Origin of the sequence: Porticoccus sp. (assembly GCF_965660005.1) — a bacterium.
Classification (GTDB): domain Bacteria; phylum Pseudomonadota; class Gammaproteobacteria; order Pseudomonadales; family Porticoccaceae; genus Porticoccus.
In genome coordinates this window covers 64,324-82,818 of sequence record NZ_CBFHYF010000002.1, presented here as the reverse complement: position 1 = coordinate 82,818, position 18,495 = coordinate 64,324, and the positions used below count along the sequence as shown (strand labels likewise).

Sequence of the window (18,495 nt, the reverse complement as noted above, 5' to 3'; positions counted from 1 at the left end):
TCCAGCACACTTGCAAAGAACTCGTCCATGGGTACCACACACTTGCGATTAGACAAATTCATCAGCAATGCCACCGACTTCAGTCGCTCTCAGGTCAAGCTCTTGGTCAGGTCCGGCAGGGTGAAAGTTGAAGGTACCACTGCCCACGACCCGGGATTGACCATCGGGGATAACGCGGTAGTTTCTGTGGACGAGCACCCTGTCGGCAGGCCGATGGCGCGATATTTCATGCTGCACAAACCTGCTGGAGTGGTCTCCGCCACCAGGGACAGCAAACACCCTACCGCACTGGATTTGCTGGATGAACCACGGCCCGACCAACTACAAATCGCCGGCCGGCTTGATATCGATACCACCGGCCTGCTACTGATCACCGATGACGGCCAGTGGAATCACCGAGTCACTTCACCCCGCAGCCAGTGTCTGAAAACTTACCGGGTTGTGGTTGCCGAACCCCTTGATTCAGGCATTATCGGAAAATTCGCCCATGGACTATGGCTCGCGGGTGAAAAACGCCGCTGTCTACCGGCCACACTGGAATTGATCGACAACACCGAGGCCCTGCTCACGATCGGCGAGGGCAAATATCACCAGGTCAAGCGTATGTTCGCCTCACTTGGCAATAACGTTATCGGCCTGCACCGACTCCGCATAGGAGGTATTGCACTGGATGCCGACCTTGACCCCGGCGAATACCGGGCACTGACAAAAGCCGAAATAGCGAGCGTGAACGCCCTTGACTGATCCCGCCTTTCAATTATTGCTCGATCCGCTCCGGCAAGCAGTGGGCCGACAATTGTTGGTGACTGACGAGAACCTGCACGATGCACCACTGGACGGATTGCAAAATCGCAACATTCTGCTGATTACCAATCGCTATGACCTGTTCGAAAGCAGCCGTGCACAGGGTATTGACAGTGAGTTCAGCGATTTTGATTTCAATCATCTCGCGGATGGCAGCTTCAACCAGGTGCTCTATCGGGTGTCCAAGGAGAAACCGATTGTCCATCACGTCATCAACCAGGCACGCCGTCTGCTCCCTCCCGGCGGCCCGCTGATCATGGCGGGGGCGAAAAGTGATGGTATCAAGACCTATGCGGAAAAAGCCGGACACTATTTCGGCGACCGGGCACGTCCCGAAAAACTGACGACCACTTATCGTGTACGAATCCGGCACCTGACATCCACTGAACCGGCTCTGGATGACCAGCAATATGGGCTGCTCCGGCCCTGCGTTCCATGGCGGGACAAACGATTGTTCAGCAAACCCGGGCAGTTCGGCTGGAACAAAGTAGATCAGGGCAGTGCCTATCTGGCCACTCACCTGAAGAATTTTTTTCGACGGTTTGATCCGCTGCCAACCAGTATCCTTGATCTCGGCTGTGGCTACGGCTACCTCTCTGCCATGGCGGCAGAGCTGATCGATGCCGAGATCACGGCCACCGACAACAATGCCGCTGCCGTCGCCTCGTGCCAGAGAAATTTTATGGAGCAACGCATTAAAGGCACCGTCGTCGCTTCAAACTGCGGAGACAGCCTGACTCAGTACTTCGACGCGGTGATTTGCAACCCGCCTTTTCATCAGGGCTTCAGCACCGACCATGCGCTGACCAGACGGTTTGTCAGCAGCTGCCACCGTCTGCTTCGCAGCGGCGGACATGCGCTGTTTGTGGTGAACCGGTTCGTGCCACTGGAACGTTTTGCGGAGACGGACTTTGACGTGCAAAAACTGGATGAGAACCGCAGCTTCAAGCTGGTTCTGTTGACCAAATCAACACCTCGTCGTCAATAATACGTGCGGCTGGTGTCGGAACCGGGGTGGTCGATAGCAAAACCCTCAATCAGCTCAACAAGTTGTTCAGCGGCGTGCCCGGCAAGGTCAATGATCTGGCAGCCCGCCCAGACCCTGTCCTGCTGACCCATGCCCCGGGTCCAGAGACAATCAATACCCATCGGAATGGCATCCAGCTGATGATCGGCGGGGGTATGGGGTATCAGCGCGACCCGATAGAGACGATCGGGCCGGAAAGACAGCTCACCCATCATCAGAAACCCCTCCAGGTGGATATCCACCAATACACCGAGCAGGTCTCTGCTGGCCTGATCCACCACATCCACCTGGACATTCAGCTGGTAGCGTGATGAGCGTCTTCGCTCCTGCTCAGCCCGCATGACGATCATTCCGGGCAGCAGATTGAACCTGCTGGTTCAGCTCTGAGAAAATGGTTTCCATGGTACGTTCCACCAGCGGCTTGGTGTTCTCTGTGACGATATGCATCTCACCGGCAAGGATTGCCTGCGCCAGGTCATGGCCCTGTTTCATACCGGTCCGCTTGCCGGTTTGGTCGACAAACAGAAACTGCATTGAGTCCGGGTTGAACCAGGCGACTTTTTCGCGGTGTCCGTCACGGAATTCAAACCAGCTGCCAAATTCTATCAATCGCAATTTTTCCAACACGGCTTTCTCGCGATCAGTGCACTGGCGGCTGCCGGTCCGCTCACTGGCGCGCCGTCCCGCCAGTTGCACCAGCTTGTTGCGAAGCTCCGCAGGCGCGGCCTCCGGTTGCAGGTCTTTCTCCCGCAATTGATAAATACGATCGATGGAGCGCTTTAGCTTGAAGGCTTTATTGGCATCGTAGCCAATCATGTCGAAGCCTTTCTGAATCTGAGTTTCCATCCAGGGATAGTGCTGACGCCAGCGCCTCCATTCACTCTCGGCACCCGTCAGCTCGAGCCCCCAAAGCAGATCGTCAATCAGCTCCAGACTCTGTCTCCAGGATTGGCTGCCATCACCAAAACGCAGCAATACCAGCACCATGTAGTCCGTCCAGGGCTGCAACAGGAACAACAGTGGCGCAGATGGGATCTCTTTTTCAGCGACTCGCTGGTGAATCTCCCGATTGACCCGCTGCTTTACTTCATACAACTGGTCTTCACCCCGGGCTTGCTCCATGGCCCGCTTTTCCAGCAGCTTTACCCGAAGCTCCACTTTCTGCACAAAACTGTTGACGGTCATCAACAGCGAAGCGATCAATCTGGTATCCACATTCTGCCGGTCGAGTACCGAGCGGACCGTTTTTCTGATCTGCTCAAGCATGTCGAACTCACAGGAGCCATCGTTACTGACCCATTTGCCACCGGCATCAGCCAGGGTATTCAACAACAACCGGGCGGGATGGTCCTGCCGACGGAAGAAGTCCGCCTCGGCAAACGCCAGCTTTAGAAATGGCGTATGCAGATAGCTGAGCAACGCCTTGACGCAGTCGGGGATCAGCTCATCATTGAGGATGTACTCGAACAGCATACCCACCAGATCAATGATTCGGGCATCGTCTGTGCCGAGCGCCGGCACGTCCTCCGAATCGGTAATTTGCTGGAGCTGGCTGACAAGTTGTTCTCTGGCATGCGCGATATCAAACGGCTTTATCTCCCGGGCAGTCGCCAGGATATCCGCCGCCATCAACTGGTTGAACTGCTGCAACTGTACCGCCGCTTCAACCAACTGGCGCTCCGAATACTGTAGTGGCTGCCCGGCAGGAACAACTCGCTGACCCGGCACTCGGGCAACCAGACGATCCTGCAATAATTGAATACTGTCGAGCAGCTGATTCTGGTAATCAGCGGCAGAGAGCTGCTCCGAGGGCAGCGCCAACGATGCCATCGTTACCACATCCTCCAGCACCGGTATCCGGGAGGATGGCACGCTGGCATGTCGCCGCTGTGGCTGTGCCCCGGTGAATAGGGCAGAGTCACCCGCCTTTGCCTTGTGGATCTGATAGCGGAGATCGGGAAGCACCCCAAGTGCTTCCAGTCTTGCAGAGCACTGCCCGTAGAGCTCTGCCAAGCGTGCGATAAACAGCCGATCAAACAATTTGTAGATCACCAGCTTTACCGGCAACCCGACATCCATGGCGACCAGGGATCGCTGTAACGCCTGGCAGAAACATCCCGGCGAGATGGGCATCCGGTGCTCCGTACTTTTGCCACCGACCAGCCGGGTCATACGGCGGGTCAACACCCACAGTGGCTCGGTATAATCCACATTGGCCCGGGTTCGAATCGCCGATAGCGCCAGATCCTCTTCCAGGGCATTCTGATCCATTAATGTCAGCGCTGCATTGCCGCCAGTGCCAGCGCGTATAGCATGCAATTCGCCCGAGATGAACTGGTCAAAATGGTGATCCATTTCACGCAGGAAAGTCCGCAATATTTCATTATGTCGGCTGCTGATTTGCGCCCTGGCATGGAGGAACTCAAAATCCCGTTTTTCTTCAGAGGGTTTCTGGGCATAGTCGATCAGACGATCGTGGACAGTGTGCAGAAACGTTTTGATGGCCTCGCGCGAGAATGCCAGCGTGATTTCACGCACAGCAGCCAGCCCGCTGTCAGAAGATTCTCGGAAGCTGTCAGTCGATCCGCGGTTATTCATTGAGTGGCAGGCCACGCTCGGTGTGGTTGATAACGCAAATAGTGTTCTGAAATAAGGGGAAAAACAAGTCGGTCTCGGTATTCACGGGAAATCCCGCTAACGCAGTGCGCCAATCCGGGACAACAGTGACTGGAGGTCGGCCTTGATGCCCGGATTCTTCCCGGCAAGAGGCAACCCCTGTCTCGCCAGCTGCTCCGCCAGCCCCAACTGAGTCATGGCAAAATAGTTGGACGCCATCACCAGATAAACCTCCGGCTCTGTATGATTAATCCGCAACGCCCGTTCGGCCACCGCATTGGAACGGTCGTAATCCCCGGCTTCATTCAGCCGCCAGGCCTCTTCCAGCAAGCTCGATACCGCCCCGCTCGGCACCACCTGAACCGGACTGGAAGGGGTAATTCTTCTATCCTCGTCATCGGGGACTGCAACAGGGGGAGAAAACTCGGGCTCTGGCGGTGGTGGCACCGGAGAGACCGGTGGACTTGCAGACCCGGACTCGCTGATGGGGGCATAAACGGGCGCGCAGCCACTGATCAGGGCGACCGTCACCAGCATCCCCATCAGGAGGCTCTTATGGATTACCATCGAAATTTATCCTTTAACCAGTCCATGACACCATCCATCGTGCCCGGACGACAGGCACTTTGACGGGTGGGCTGACTGCCATCAATAAAAGGCAGATACCGGGCACCTTCACAACCTTCCCTGCTCAGCAGCCCCGTTTCGGGCTCAACCCAATGATAGCTGACCCCTTCGGGCTGATTGAAGACCATCGAACGATTGTCGAGCGAGGCCATGATGTCAGTCCAGAGTTGCAGTGCTCCTGTGCCGCCGGTCAATGGCATCATGCCATTGTCGTCCCGTCCCAACCAGACCACGCTCAGGTAATTGCCGCTGAAGCCGGCGAACCAGCTGTCCCTCTGGTCGTTGGTAGTACCGGTTTTCCCGCCCAACACCAGATCCCCTGGCAACCGCTGATAGGCGGTTTTTCCTGTGCCTTCGCGCAGTACGACCTGCAAAGCATAGTGCAGCAGGTGCATGGGCTTCGAATCAAAACGCTGTTCTCCCTCAAAGGGGTAGCGCTTCAACGGAATATTTCCGGCGGTAAATACTGAATCAATGGCCCGCAGTGGCGAGTAGAAACCATTTGCTGCAATCGTGTGGTAGAACTGGGAGACCTCCAAAGGGGACATGGGCACAGCACCCAGCGTCAGCGATGGCAGTGCCGGCAGAGAACCCTGATAACCCAATTGTCTGACCGTCTCGACCACACGATCGACGCCAATATCCAGTCCCAGGCGGGCTGTAGCCTGATTATAGGAATTGGCCAACGCCTCATAGAGGGGAACCAGGCCGTGACTCACTCGCTCATAGTTCCTGGGTTGCCAGATATCCCCATTGGGCAGTTTCACGGATAGCTCGCCGTCATCAAGCATTGACGCGATGGTGTAGCGAGACGGCTGGGACAGCGCGCTGAGATAAACCGCCGGCTTGATTGTGGAACCGATCTGGCGGCGGGCGTCCAGGGCCCGGTTAAAGCCGGCATAACCCGCCTGCCGGTCTCCGGCCACGGCGATCACCTCGCCGGCTCCGACCCGGACAATCACGGCCGCGCCCTGCAACTTGCTCTGCTCGATAGGATAACCGGATTCAAGATTGTCGATACGACTGGCCACCCGCCGTTCCAGCTTGTGCTGTACCTGGGGGTCAAAATGAGTAAAGATTCGCAGCCCCTCGGTCTGCAAATCGGACTCCTTGTAATCCCGACGCAGCTGGCGTTTTACGAGATCCAGATACGCGGGATACTGCCAGCGCCCACCCCCATCGGACTGCGCCATCACATCCAGTGGCTGCTGTTGCGCAAGGCGGGACTGTTCGGCACCCAGCAGGCCCTGCTCAGCCATCATCTCCAGCACCAGATTGCGTCGGGCCATCGCCCGCTCCGGCTGACGCCATGGATTGTAGTAGGAGGCCCCTTTGACCATGCCCACCAGCAGCGCCACCTGGTGCACATCCAGGTCCGTGATTGACCGCTGGAAATAGTGCCGGCTGGCCAGGCCAAAGCCGTGCACTGCACGATCACCCGACTGCCCCAGATAGACTTCATTGACGTAGGTTTCGAGAATTTCGTCCTTGCTGAAATGTATTTCCAGCAATACCGCCATGACCACTTCCATCAGCTTGCGCGACAGGGTGCGGTCATGGCTCAGGTAGAAATTCTTCACCAGCTGCTGGGTCAAGGTGCTGCCGCCCTGGGCCACACGGCCCTGTTTCAGATTCGCCAGCATGGCGCGGGCGATGCCCCGAAAGGAAACACCGTAATGGTCGTAAAAGTCCTGATCCTCCACGGCCAGCAGTGCATTGGCCAGCGAGGACGGCAACTGGCTGAGCTTGACCAGCTCCCGATCCTCCTTGTGGGCAGGATAAATCCCACCCATCACCATCGGCTCGAGCCGGGCCAGATCGATGGGATTGCCAGCGGCGTCGGTCAGCCCACGAATTTTCTGGTCGGCAAAGCTCAAGCGCATCAAACGGGCGGTTTCCCGGCCATCCCAGAACTCAAAACCCCGGGAAAACAACTCGACCCGTTGCGCTGCGACGCTGTACTGCCCCGGCGTTTTCGCAGCACTGACCCGTTGGTAGCCCAGCTTCTCCAATTCCCACTGCAAATCTTCCCGGGTGAGTGATTCGCCGGGATACAATTCCAGTGCCCGACTGTAGACATGGGAGGCAAGAGACCATTTTTTCCCGGAAAACTTCTGGTACACCATGGCATCGAGCACCAGCAGTGACACCGCCACAATCAGGATCAGTAATATCAACAGACCTGATAACCAGCGGCGGCCAGGGCGCGCCTTGCTCAACCGTTTGCTGCTTTTCTTTCGCGTTCTGGCCAACAGATTCTCCCGCAAATCACCGAACCACCACCATCGCCCTTACCCGCGACCTTTACTCCTGATGCCAGCGGGGCATAATAACTGCCCCGTTGATTTCCTCAATGCCAAACTTATGAAAAAAAAATATCACGTCTATGGTATCGGTGCCGCGCTGGTGGATACCGAGATAGAAGTCACCGATAACGACCTTCAGCAACTCAGCATCGACAAGGGGCTCATGACCCTGGTCGATGAGCAGCGCCAATCTGAACTGATGGACCATCTCTCCGATCACCTGACAGCCTGTCGCAAGGCGGGCGGCGGCTCAGCTGCCAATACCATCATTGCGGTCAGTTGTTTTGGTGGCAAGACATTCTACTCCTGCAAAGTGGCCGACGACGACAACGGACGCTTTTATCTCGATGATCTGGGCAATGCCGGCGTGGACGTCCACAGCAACGGTGAGTTGCCGAGCGGTATTACCGGCAAATGCCTGGTGCTGATCACACCGGATGCCGAACGCTCCATGAACACCTATCTCGGTATCAGCGAAACCCTGTCCAAAACCGAGTTGAATCACGATGCGATCGCGCAGTCGGAATACCTTTACATCGAGGGTTATCTGGTCACCTCGGAAACCGGCCGCGCTGCGGCTATCCTCGCCAGGGAAATTGCCGAACAGCAGGGCGTCAAAACAGCCCTGAGTCTCTCGGATCCCGGGATGGTGGCATTTTTCAGAGACGGACTGCAGGAAATGATTGGCGATCAAGTCGATTTACTGTTTTGCAATAGCGCCGAAGCCTTGGGCTGGACAGACTCGGAAACGGTGGAGGAAGCCGCCAAAAGGCTGCAGGCGACCGCCAGAACCTTTGTGATTACTCTCGGCGCGGAGGGCGCTCTGGTTTACGATGGCAGCGCACTGATCCGCATCCCGGCACACCCCGTGACAGCCGTGGATACCAATGGAGCCGGCGACATGTTCGCCGGCGCGTTTCTCTATGCCGTCACACAGGGTCACAGTCATGAGGTGGCCGGTCATCTCGCCAGCATGGCGTCGGCCAGCGTGGTCAGCCAATATGGTCCCCGACTCGACCACCAGCAATACCCGCACCTGCTCAGCACACTCGACAACCGCCATGCCGGGCGTAACGGCTGAATCAGGATAACCTGGCCAACGGCTGGGGGCGGGCGATCAGAAAGCCCTGGGCGTAATCCACGCCAATTTCCTGAAGCATCGATAACTGGGTATTGTTTTCCACACATTCGGCAATCGTCGCAATACCCATGATATGTCCCAGGTGATTGATGGTGCTGACCATGGAATAATCCACCTCATTCAACTCCATGGTGCGGATGAAACTGCCGTCAATTTTCAGGTAATCGACCGGCAACTCCTTGAGATAACCCAATGAAGACAGGCCGCTGCCAAAATCATCCAGCGAGAAATAACAACCCAGATCCCTGAGCGCGTGGATCAGATCCATGGCGCGGTCAAAATGCCTGATGGCAGCGGTTTCAGTGACTTCAAACTGTAGCTGGGAAGGGCTCACGCCCGTGGCATCAAACTTGCCAATAATGTAATCCTTGAGACCCTCGTCACTGATGGTGTTGCCAGAGAGATTCACGGCAAAGCGCTGCTCGGGCCTGGTGCTTTTTTCCAGATAGGCAAATATATTGTTCAGCACCCAGCGGTCGATATCTTCCACCAGACCGTAATGTTCGGCAGCGGGAATAAACTTTCCGGGCAGGATGATGGCGCCCTCGCGATCGACCATGCGCACCAGCACTTCGTAATGTCGGACCGTGGCATTGTCCTGGCTGGCAACCGGCACAATCGGCTGACAGTAAAGGACGAAGCGATCCTCTTCCAGCGCTTCGGTAATCACGGGGATCCATTGAGCGAGACTGTGGCGTTCTGCCACTTCGACACTGCGATACTGGAAGTTGATGCGATTGCGACCGGCTTCCTTGGCAGTGGCACAGGATATACCCGCCGCCACCAGTACATCAATTTCAGAAACCGTATTGCGGTCAATCACCTTGGCGCCAATGCTGGCACCTATCTTCAGACGCCGCTCCTCCCAGGGGAAACTGAACTCCTTGATCTGCCAGAGCAGCTGCTCGGCCACCTCGCGACTCTCTTCAACCGTGCGATCATTCAGCAACAGTGCAAATTCGTCGTTACCGATCCTGGCCACCACATCCCTGCTTTCAGCATGCTTCTCAAGCAACCGGGCAAACTGACAGAGCAGTTCATCGCCAGCGTTGTGACCGCAGGTATCGTTAATGACGGAGAAATTATAAAGATCAATGTACAGCAGGGTGTGTGTACTGTCATCGGAGTGCGCCGCATCAATCGACTTGAGGATCTCATTCTCCAGGTGCCGGCGGTTGGCCAGCTGGGTCAGTGGATCATGGGTCGCCTGCCAGGTAAGGCGGGTTGACACCCGACGTGCTTCACTCACCGAGCGAAACACCAACACGGTGCCGGTGATCTGATTGAGCCGATTGCGCAGTGGCGTCGCGCTGGCTACCACGGGAAAAGGTTGCTGGCCCGGCACCGAAAGCATCGTGTTATCCACCACAGAGACCGCCTTGCCACGGGTCAGGGCCGATCGACACGGGGACTCCACCGGATCGCCGGACTCACTGAGTAATGTCATCAGATCATCAATATAACGGTTGGGTTGAGGATCATTGATGCCCAGCAGCTCCATACCAATCGGATTGAGGTGCTCCACAAGCCCATGCCGGTCAGTCAATAAAATACCATCCACAACCTGACTGAACACCGCATTGATCAACTTGCGCTGATGAAACAGGGCCTCGAGATTGGCAGATTGAAGCGTCATATCCTGAAACAACAACACATGACAGTCCCGGTGGGTGACGGATGGAAAACAACTTACCCTGAGCGCCAGGTTTTCCCCATCTGCGGTAGCCCCTTCCATAGTCAACTGCTTTTCACTGCCCCCCGCACGCTCAAGTGCGACCTTGATGTTGTCGGCAAGCTCAATATTGATGGTAGGAAGTAATACTCGCAACGGCCTGTTTTTCAGCTGCTCAGCACTGTAACCAAACAGTGTTTCCAGCGCTTCATTGCCATCCATAATAAGGTGATGACTGTCCAGCATCAGCAGGGGTATCTGATCGGTATCCAGATACGCAGGGAACCGGTGGCTGCCGGCTACTGGCCGCTCGGGCTCTTTTTTGATCGCGGGTTTATCCGGCGTTGCATCAAAAGGCGCTTCATCGATCTGGACCAGACAGCAGTGGCCAAAATCGGGCAATTCCAGCGGTGTAAAACTCACTCGATGCAGAGGCAATTCACGACGACTGCCCGCCATCGCTGATTCGGTGAAATCCAGAAAATCCGGATTTGCACGCTGACTCCAGTGGGTACTGACACCCTGGAAGAGAGCCTCATCTATCGCTTGGGCAAACGGGCTGCCAACCAGTGCCGGGAACAGCGAATCAAAGGCCCGCCGGGCAACGTTTTCCGGCGGCATACCGGTCCACTCTCCCAGCCATTGATTCCAGTAGCGGATCACCAGACGACTATCCAGCAGCAACACCCCCACGGTCTGAGTGTTGAGCAACCGATTCTCCAGACCGTGATCAGACAGGGCATCGGGCCTGAAATCTGACTGAATATCAATACTCATGGGTCACAGGCCCTCACCGGCATTCCTGAGGCTGTCGCCCGCAACAAAGCCTGATTACCCCTGATCAAGCAGATCTCTCAGGTCAATAATCGAGGCATTTGCCCGACTGACATAGGATGCCATCACCAGCGAGTGATTGGCCACCAGACCAAACCCACCACCGTTCAGCACCATAGGACTGAAGATAGCCTCCTGACTCGACTCCAGCTCCCGAATAATCTGCTGCAAACCCACCCTGGCATTTTTTTTGCGCAGCACTTCATCGAACTCCACCTCAATCGCCTTGAGCAAATGCACCAGTGCCCAGGTAGTCCCTCTGGCCTCATAAAAGACATCATCTATCTCCAGCCAGGGCGTTTTGACATTAACGTCACCGGTCTGCCCGAGGGCGGCCTGACTGTCCACTTCCACCTGGTCCATATTGATGCGCCGCTGGCCAACACTCGCACTGAGCCTTTGCGAGAGGCTTCCCAGACGGGTTTCAACGGTCCCCAGCCAATAGCGCAGACTGTCGGCACGCGGGTAGAACTTCGCACCGGCATCATCGTCAGCCAAGCGTTCGAGATAGCTCTCGAGATAACGGACTCCGGCCCGGTACTCCGACTCCGTCGCAGGTAACACCCAGCTGTGATGATCGAAGTTCAAGCGCGGCTCTGCCAGGGCAAGATCCCTGTCTTCGGTAGACTGGGAACGCGACCGGCTGAAGGCCTCGCGCATGGCCTTACTGAAGTCGCGCACCTGGATAATCACCCCGTACTCCCAGCTCGGCAGATTATCCAGCCAGATGCCAGGGGGGGGCAATGTCATTACTCAGATACCCGCCACGCTTTTCCAGCAGCGTTTCAATGACGGCAATCAGAGTGGCCGCAGCGGTCGTTCCCGAGACCTGCTGCTCAGCACGCTGGGCGGCATTGTCACTGACATCAAAAAGTGACGGCTCCTCGGTCCAGTACCAGCCGAGCAAAAAAACCACCAGCAGGTACAGGCCGACCATCAATAACACCGAGCGCCACCAGAGAAAACCTTTTTCGGCAGAGGCTTCAGCGCGATACTCGCTAACATCGTCGGTAACACCCTTGCGCCATGCTTTGATTTTTTCGGCAATGTTCATCGGCTAATACCTTCTCGTAATACATCGCGCACAGGAACGCTTAGCTCAACATCGGGGCAGGCTTCAAATAACAGACTGACGGGATACTCCTCACCATCCAGCAACTTTGCCTGTAGGCCAAACAGCATCAGATGGTAACCCCCGGGTCTCAGGTCCACCTGGCCACCGGCCGGAATAGTCAGTTCCGGAACCCGCCGCATGGACATGACGCCATCCCGATGGCGGTGCTGGTGAAGTTCGGCACGACTGGCGATCGGCGATGCGACACCCAACAGGCGGCAGTCATGACCATAACCGTTGTAAATCGTCATAAAAGCCGCGGTAACCGTCTGCCCGGAGGGCAATCCACGGATATAGGCCTCGCTAACCACCAACTCCACGGCGTTCGCCTGGACCGTGAACAATATTGGAAAAATCACAAGATAACGCTTCAAAAATGACAAGGCTTTCTCTCCCGCTAAGGTTGACGACTATAACACCGCCATTCGCACCGGCAAATGACTCGCCTCAATCACATCTGCTCCGTACAATACGAACTGATCGGGGCAAGACCTGTCTCATATTCTGTCCACACTGACGGCCACCCGTCCCAGAGTCACATATGAACCCGGCCTGTAAGGAGGGGATGACACCCCGCCGCTATAGTCGGCCAAAAACAACGGGGGCGTTTCCGTCACAAAGGTGTTGATTCAATCCGTGTTCACAGGCCGCAAAAAACGCCCGCAATACTACAGAGAAGCCTGATGCATCAACGACTCACCCGCACCCTGACATTTTTGCTGCTACTCACAACCTGCGCGTTCAGCGCAGCACAGGTGTTCCCCTCGTCATCCTCGGCAAACCTGCTTGGCACCGATGCCACTTTTTTACCCGTCGAAGATGCCTATCAGCTGGAAGTATCCCTGAATGCCGGGCAACTCACACTGGACTGGCAGATCGCTCCAGGCTATTACCTCTACCAGCATCGCTTTCAGTTATTTGATTCGAATCAGCAACCGATTGAATTAAAACCAGTTTTTCCTGCAGGGAAGCAGATTTATGACGAGTACTACGAAAGAGAGCTGACTGTTTACTACGAACAGATCACCTTTGACCTGCCACTGGATCCTGCTGCTTATCAAACGCTGTTCGTCGAATCCCAGGGTTGCGCGGACGCCGGACTCTGCTATCCGCCCCGAACCCAGAAAATCAGTATTGATCCGGACACAGGGGCCATAGCCGTCACCGAATCCCAAGCGCCAGCCCCGGCGGCTCAACAGCCCGCGACGACCAAGCCATCGACAAGCCTTTACCCCATCCTGCTGTTTGCTCTGCTGGGCGGCATCATTCTCAATCTGATGCCCTGTGTTTTTCCGGTACTCTCGATCAAGGCCCTGAGCCTTACCAGCCATCAACTCAGCTCCCATGGCAGGCACCTGCACGGTCTGGCGTATACACTGGGGGTGGTGCTGAGTTTCATGGCTATCGCCCTGCTTCTCATTGTGTTGCGGCGAACAGGCGAAGCGGTGGGCTGGGGCTTCCAACTGCAATCGCCCGTATTTGTCGGATTGCTGGCCTACCTGTTCATCCTGATGGGCTTGGGCTTTTCCGGGCTGCTCACGCTAGGTACAGGCCTGATGAATGTCGGCCATTCCACCACCAGAGGCCACAGCCTGCGATCCTCTTTCATGACCGGCCTGCTGGCCACCGTCGTGGCCAGCCCCTGTACGGCACCTTTCATGGGCACTGCGCTGGGTTTTGCGCTGGTGCAACCCGTCTGGACCGCATTGTCGGTATTTCTGTTTCTGGGCCTGGGCATGGCCCTGCCACTGCTCTTGCTGTCCTGCTGGCCATGGCTGGGCACCCGGCTTCCCCGCCCCGGCCCCTGGATGGAAACCTTCAGGGAGGTCCTCGCCTTCCCGCTTTACCTGAGTGCCGCCTGGCTGCTCTGGGTACTGGGCCGACAGGCGGGAAGCGACACGGTGATCGCGATGGTCACCGGCATCATCCTGATCCTGTTTGCCCTCTGGCTGATCAAACTGCGCAAAACGCCATTCACCAGACTGGTGGCGGTTACCGCCGTCATTATCGCTCTGATTATCCCCTGGCAGACTTATCGGGGCAGCGGCGTACAGCTCACCCATTGGGAACCCTACACCGAAACGAGGCAACAGCAGCTGCTTGATCGGGGTGACGCCGTTTTCGTCAACCTCACGGCCGACTGGTGTATCACCTGTCTCGCCAATGAAAAAATGGCGCTGAGTTCATCGCGCATTACGTCGGCCTTTACCGAGCAGCAAATCACCTACCTCAAGGGTGACTGGACCAACTACAACCCGGAGATCACCCGACTACTCAACCTCCATCAGCGATCTGGCGTGCCGCTTTACCTGTTTTACCGAAAAGGACACCGCCAGCCTGTGATTTTGCCCCAACTACTGACAGAAAATATCGTCATATCTGCCATATCGCCACAGTTGGCACCAAAATAAGCCTTATTTCACAGAAGTTACAGAATATCGCAAGAATTTGCCGCCATCCTCAGCCAACTACCGGAAAACCGGCTTAAAACGGCCCGATCGATCTGGCATCGATACTGATAAAACAGTTATTTTCGTTAAACATGTGTCAAACAGAAGCTAAAATCCGCAAAATATAAAAAATTGGACAGCTTTTCATTTTTGTTGCAGACTTCCACCCATTGACCAGTGCCACAGCGCTGGCTTCGTTAATTCTCTGATGACATCCCACCGGCGGGGACATTATGGCCACCATACTGGTATTACACGGCCCCAACCTGAATCTCCTCGGCACTCGCGAGCCAACGCTTTACGGTAGCGAAACCCTGCAGGATATCAATCGGCGTCTGACCGATCAGGCTGCAGCGCAGGGACACCACCTGCTGACACTGCAGAGCAATGCTGAATACGAGCTGGTAGAACGGGTGCATGCGGCCAGCCGGGAAGGCGTGAATTTTATTATTATCAACCCCGCAGCATTGACCCATTCCAGTATCGCCCTGCGCGATGCGCTGCTGGCGGTTGATATCCCCTTTATAGAAGTTCACCTCTCCAATGTGCATGCCCGTGAAGCCTTCCGACACCAATCCTTCTTCTCGGACATCGCCAGAGGCGTTATTTGCGGACTGGGTGGCCAGGGCTACGGCCTGGCACTGCAAGCCGCACTGAAACAACTGGATACCTGACTCACACTTCCACACCATTTGGAGCAACCGCAGATGGATATTAGAAAAATCAAAAAGCTGATTGAACTGCTCGAAGAATCCGACATCGGCGAAATCGAAATCAAGGAAGGCGAAGAGTCTGTCCGGATCAGCCGGAACAGCCCGAGCGCAATGTCGATGCCTATGATGATGCCAGCTCAGATGCAGACACACCAACAACCTGCCCAGACAAGTGTGGCACCAGCCACTACTGAGCCGGAAATACCTGCCGAACCCGCTGGCCACGCCGTCAAATCACCCATGGTCGGCACGTTTTATCGCTCCCCCTCGCCGGGCTCGGCGGCCTTTATCGAGGTGGGCCAGCAGGTCAAAGCCGGCGAAGTGCTCTGCATTGTCGAGGCCATGAAAATGATGAACCAGATCGAAGCGGACAAAGCCGGCATTGTCAGTGCCATTCTGGTGGAAGACGGTGAGCCCGTTGAATTCGACCAACCCCTGGTCATGATTGTTTGAGCCGCAGCCCACAGGAGCATCAGCAATGCTGAAGAAAGTGCTTATTGCCAACCGGGGCGAAATTGCACTGCGCATTCTGCGCGCTTGCAAGGAGCTCGGTATTAAAACCGTGGCCGCCCATTCGAAGGCTGACGTCAACCTGAAACACGTGCTGCTGGCCGACGAAACGGTCTGCATCGGACCCAACCCCTCCAGCCAGAGCTATTTGAACGTTCCAGCCATCATCAGCGCCATGGAGATCACCAACGCCGATGCGGTTCACCCCGGCTACGGCTTCCTGGCTGAAAATGCCGACTTTGCCGAACAGGTTGAAAAAAGCGGCTTTATCTTTATCGGCCCCACGGCTGGCGTAATCCGCATGATGGGCGACAAGGTCGCGGCCATTGATGCCATGCGCAAGGCGGGGGTACCCACTGTGCCAGGATCCAATGGCCCCCTCACCGATGATGAAGATCGCAGCCGCGCTGTTGGCCTAGAGGTGGGCTATCCGGTGATCATCAAAGCGGCAGCGGGTGGCGGTGGTCGCGGTATGCGCGTGGTTCGCGAAGAGAGCGAACTGCTGAAGGCCATTCAGGTGACCCGATCAGAGGCAAAGTCTGCCTTCGGCGATGAAACGGTTTACATGGAAAAATTCCTCGAAAATCCCCGGCACGTGGAAGTACAGGTGCTCTCCGATGGTCAGGGCAATGCCATTCACCTCGGCGATCGCGACTGTTCCCTGCAACGACGCCACCAGAAAGTGCTTGAAGAAGCCCCGGCACCGGGCATTCCCGAAGATGCGCGCCAGCAAGTACTGGAAGCCTGCGTCAACGCCTGCGTAAAAATTGGCTACCGGGGGGCAGGCACGTTCGAGTTTCTCTACGAGAACGGGCAGTTCTTCTTTATCGAGATGAACACCCGGGTTCAGGTGGAGCATCCGGTCACCGAAATGATTACCGGCGTCGATATTGTCAAGCAGCAGCTGTTGATCGCCAGCGGCGAAAAGCTCAGCCTCCGCCAGAGCGATATCATTTTTCGCGGTCACTCCTTTGAATGCCGTATCAACGCCGAAGACCCCAAAACCTTCATGCCAAGTCCCGGCAGGATTACCGCTTACCATGCCCCCGGTGGCAACGGCGTGCGCGTCGATTCCCATATCTACGCCGGATACACCGTTCCCCCCTATTACGACTCACTGGTCGGCAAAATCATTACCTACGGTCAGACCCGGGAAGCGGCCCTGTCGCGCATGGCCAATGCCCTCGACGAGCTGCATATCGAAGGGATCAAAACCAACATTACCCTGCAGCGGGATCTGGTCTGCGATGCCAACTTCCGCAAGGGTGGTGTGAACATTCACTATCTGGAAAAAAAGCTCAACCTTTAGACAAACTCTCGGATACTCTGAGCCCGCAGCCAACAAACAATTTTAACCAAGCCCCGTATACCGGGGCTTTTTGTTCAACAGAGGTCCTATGCCCTGGCTACAATTGATCATTAACGGCTCGCACCAATCTGCCGAAGCCATTGAAGATGCCCTGCTGAACAGCGGTGCCTCCTCGGTCACTTTCGAGGATAATGCCGACCAACCCATTCTGGAACCCGCCCTGGGGGAAACCCCTCTCTGGCAGCAAACCCGGGTTACCGGCCTGTTCGATGCCGAGGTCTCAACTGAACAGGTAATCCTCCAGTTGGCAGCACAGTTGGGCGACCACCTGCCTGATTACCGCTGGGCACCGCTGGAGGATCGCGACTGGGAGCGGGAATGGATGCAGCACTACCAACCCATCCGCTGCGGTAACCGCCTGTGGATTTGTCCCAGCTGGCTTGCTCCACCTGAACCGTCGTCGATCAATCTGTTGCTGGACCCTGGACTCGCATTTGGCACCGGCACACACCCGACCACCTTTCTCTGCCTGCAATGGCTCGACGGCATTGAGCTAACGGGAAAAACTGTCACTGATTACGGATGCGGCTCCGGCATTCTGGCCATTGCTGCCCTGCTGCTCGGCGCAGACTCGGCCAACTGTATTGATATCGACCATCAGGCACTTCTGGCGACCACAGACAACGCCCAGCGCAATGGACTGGCGCCCGAAAAGGTATTGACCTATCTGCCGGAACAGGCCCCGCAAATTGCCACTGATCTGGTCATCGCCAATATTCTGGCGGGACCGCTCGTCGCACTGGCGCCGACATTGAGCGCCCTCACTCTGCCCGGGGGGACGCTCTGCCTGTCGGGCATCATTGAGTCCCAGGCTGGCGAGGTCATGTCAGCCTATGCCCCCTGGTTTGATTTCAGACCCCCTGTCAGCCGGGAACAATGGGTCAGGCTAACCGCTATCAAGCGCTGAGCCATACCGCTAAACTAGCGGCCTGCTAACACTAATCTGACTCATTGCTGCTGGAGGTCAATTAGTGTTGACAGGCCCTAATCTGACTCATGCGATGTCCCGGCAATCAACCATGAACGAAATCATCACCCGCTGCCCCGGCTGTTCACTTTCCTTTCGGGCGATGCCTGCTCATCTTCAGGCGGCCAACGGGCTGGTTCGGTGCGGCGCCTGCCTGATGGTCTTTGATGCAAGAGAAAATCTCGTCGACGCAACACTTCAACCTGAGACAGAGGGCAGCCACCACACAACACCCTCCGCTCAAAGCGATACCATCAACCCTATAGGGCAGGAGCAGGAGCAGGAGCAGGAGCAGGAGCAGGAGCAGGAGCAGGAGCAGGAGCAGGAGCAGGAGCAGGAGCAGGA

General features: G+C 56.3%; 15 protein-coding genes and 1 pseudogene. 9 read left to right on the top strand and 7 right to left on the bottom strand.

Going from position 1 to position 18,495, the window contains the following annotated elements; translation table 11 throughout:
• Positions 1 to 27 precede the first annotated feature (27 nt).
• A complete protein-coding gene (locus ACTF5G_RS01115; protein ID WP_438950974.1) occupies positions 28 to 744 on the top strand; it encodes a pseudouridine synthase in 717 nt (238 codons plus the stop codon).
• Positions 737 to 1,792, top strand: a complete 1,056-nt coding sequence (locus ACTF5G_RS01110) for a methyltransferase (protein WP_438950973.1) — start codon at positions 737 to 739, stop codon at positions 1,790 to 1,792. Before ACTF5G_RS01115 ends, ACTF5G_RS01110 begins: the two co-directional genes overlap by 8 nt.
• Here the strand turns inward: ACTF5G_RS01110 and ACTF5G_RS01105 are convergent.
• The 4 genes from ACTF5G_RS01105 to mrcB form a co-directional block, all read right to left on the bottom strand.
• Positions 1,786 to 2,172 carry a PilZ domain-containing protein gene (locus ACTF5G_RS01105; protein ID WP_438950972.1) on the bottom strand — a complete coding sequence of 129 codons (387 nt, stop codon included), beginning with the start codon at positions 2,170 to 2,172 and terminating at the stop codon, positions 1,786 to 1,788. The genes ACTF5G_RS01110 and ACTF5G_RS01105 overlap by 7 nt on opposite strands.
• Positions 2,162 to 4,369, bottom strand: a complete 2,208-nt coding sequence (locus tag ACTF5G_RS01100) for a DUF1631 family protein (protein WP_438950971.1) — start codon at positions 4,367 to 4,369, stop codon at positions 2,162 to 2,164. The genes ACTF5G_RS01105 and ACTF5G_RS01100 overlap by 11 nt, the downstream gene beginning before the upstream one ends.
• A gap of 156 nt (positions 4,370 to 4,525) precedes the next feature.
• Positions 4,526 to 5,014 (bottom strand): tetratricopeptide repeat protein, encoded by a 489-nt coding sequence (locus ACTF5G_RS01095; protein WP_438950970.1) that lies wholly within the window; start codon positions 5,012 to 5,014, stop codon positions 4,526 to 4,528.
• Positions 5,008 to 7,326, bottom strand: coding sequence for a penicillin-binding protein 1B (gene mrcB / locus ACTF5G_RS01090; RefSeq protein ID WP_438950969.1), 2,319 nt, complete (start codon positions 7,324 to 7,326; stop codon positions 5,008 to 5,010). The genes ACTF5G_RS01095 and mrcB overlap by 7 nt, the downstream gene beginning before the upstream one ends.
• A gap of 112 nt (positions 7,327 to 7,438) precedes the next feature.
• Here mrcB and ACTF5G_RS01085 point away from each other — a divergent pair, with 112 nt between their 5' ends.
• The gene (locus ACTF5G_RS01085; protein ID WP_438950968.1) at positions 7,439 to 8,461 is read left to right on the top strand and encodes an adenosine kinase; all 1,023 of its coding nucleotides are present in this window, start codon (positions 7,439 to 7,441) and stop codon (positions 8,459 to 8,461) included.
• 1 nt (position 8,462) lies between these two features.
• On the opposite strand, the gene ACTF5G_RS01080 is transcribed toward ACTF5G_RS01085, so the two are convergent.
• The 3 genes and pseudogenes from ACTF5G_RS01080 to ACTF5G_RS01070 all read right to left on the bottom strand — a co-directional run bounded on the left by ACTF5G_RS01080 (position 8,463) and on the right by ACTF5G_RS01070 (position 12,524).
• Positions 8,463 to 10,970, bottom strand: a complete 2,508-nt coding sequence (locus tag ACTF5G_RS01080; RefSeq protein ID WP_438950967.1) for an EAL domain-containing protein — start codon at positions 10,968 to 10,970, stop codon at positions 8,463 to 8,465.
• A gap of 54 nt (positions 10,971 to 11,024) precedes the next feature.
• A pseudogene (locus tag ACTF5G_RS01075) lies at positions 11,025 to 12,081 on the bottom strand (DUF2333 family protein).
• Positions 12,078 to 12,524 carry a copper chaperone PCu(A)C gene (locus ACTF5G_RS01070; protein WP_438950966.1) on the bottom strand — a complete coding sequence of 149 codons (447 nt, stop codon included), beginning with the start codon at positions 12,522 to 12,524 and terminating at the stop codon, positions 12,078 to 12,080. Before ACTF5G_RS01070 ends, ACTF5G_RS01075 begins: the two are co-directional and overlap by 4 nt.
• A 300-nt stretch (positions 12,525 to 12,824) precedes the next feature.
• Between ACTF5G_RS01070 and ACTF5G_RS01065 the strand changes: the two genes are divergently transcribed.
• From ACTF5G_RS01065 to ACTF5G_RS01040, 6 genes are all read left to right on the top strand, one after another.
• Positions 12,825 to 14,552: a protein-disulfide reductase DsbD family protein gene (locus tag ACTF5G_RS01065; protein ID WP_438950965.1), complete on the top strand. Its 1,728-nt coding sequence runs from the start codon at positions 12,825 to 12,827 to the stop codon at positions 14,550 to 14,552.
• A 272-nt stretch (positions 14,553 to 14,824) separates the two neighbouring features.
• A complete protein-coding gene (gene aroQ / locus ACTF5G_RS01060) occupies positions 14,825 to 15,265 on the top strand; it encodes a type II 3-dehydroquinate dehydratase (protein ID WP_438950964.1) in 441 nt (146 codons plus the stop codon).
• A gap of 33 nt (positions 15,266 to 15,298) precedes the next feature.
• Positions 15,299 to 15,757, top strand: a complete 459-nt coding sequence (gene accB / locus ACTF5G_RS01055) for an acetyl-CoA carboxylase biotin carboxyl carrier protein (RefSeq protein ID WP_438950963.1) — start codon at positions 15,299 to 15,301, stop codon at positions 15,755 to 15,757.
• Between the two features lie 25 nt (positions 15,758 to 15,782).
• Positions 15,783 to 17,123 carry an acetyl-CoA carboxylase biotin carboxylase subunit gene (gene accC, locus ACTF5G_RS01050; RefSeq protein ID WP_438950962.1) on the top strand — a complete coding sequence of 447 codons (1,341 nt, stop codon included), beginning with the start codon at positions 15,783 to 15,785 and terminating at the stop codon, positions 17,121 to 17,123.
• Positions 17,124 to 17,211: 88 nt separating this feature from the next.
• The gene (gene prmA / locus ACTF5G_RS01045; protein ID WP_438950961.1) at positions 17,212 to 18,090 is read left to right on the top strand and encodes a 50S ribosomal protein L11 methyltransferase; all 879 of its coding nucleotides are present in this window, start codon (positions 17,212 to 17,214) and stop codon (positions 18,088 to 18,090) included.
• Between the two features lie 112 nt (positions 18,091 to 18,202).
• Positions 18,203 to 18,495: MJ0042-type zinc finger domain-containing protein (locus ACTF5G_RS01040; protein WP_438950960.1), on the top strand; the 293-nt coding region annotated here is incomplete at its 3' end.

Excerpts from the sequence above, each read along its gene's own strand:
- ACTF5G_RS01095 (WP_438950970.1), bottom strand. The coding sequence starts at position 5,014 with ATGGTAATCCATAAGAGCCTCCTGATGGGGATGCTGGTGACGGTCGCC.
- prmA (WP_438950961.1), top strand. The coding sequence starts at position 17,212 with ATGCCCTGGCTACAATTGATCATTAACGGCTCGCACCAATCTGCCGAA.
- aroQ (WP_438950964.1), top strand. The coding sequence starts at position 14,825 with ATGGCCACCATACTGGTATTACACGGCCCCAACCTGAATCTCCTCGGC.
- ACTF5G_RS01115 (WP_438950974.1), top strand. The coding sequence starts at position 28 with ATGGGTACCACACACTTGCGATTAGACAAATTCATCAGCAATGCCACC.
- accC (WP_438950962.1), top strand. The coding sequence starts at position 15,783 with ATGCTGAAGAAAGTGCTTATTGCCAACCGGGGCGAAATTGCACTGCGC.
- ACTF5G_RS01080 (WP_438950967.1), bottom strand. The coding sequence starts at position 10,970 with ATGAGTATTGATATTCAGTCAGATTTCAGGCCCGATGCCCTGTCTGAT.
- accB (WP_438950963.1), top strand. The coding sequence starts at position 15,299 with ATGGATATTAGAAAAATCAAAAAGCTGATTGAACTGCTCGAAGAATCC.
- ACTF5G_RS01085 (WP_438950968.1), top strand. The coding sequence starts at position 7,439 with ATGAAAAAAAAATATCACGTCTATGGTATCGGTGCCGCGCTGGTGGAT.
- ACTF5G_RS01065 (WP_438950965.1), top strand. The coding sequence starts at position 12,825 with ATGCATCAACGACTCACCCGCACCCTGACATTTTTGCTGCTACTCACA.
- ACTF5G_RS01105 (WP_438950972.1), bottom strand. The coding sequence starts at position 2,172 with ATGCGGGCTGAGCAGGAGCGAAGACGCTCATCACGCTACCAGCTGAAT.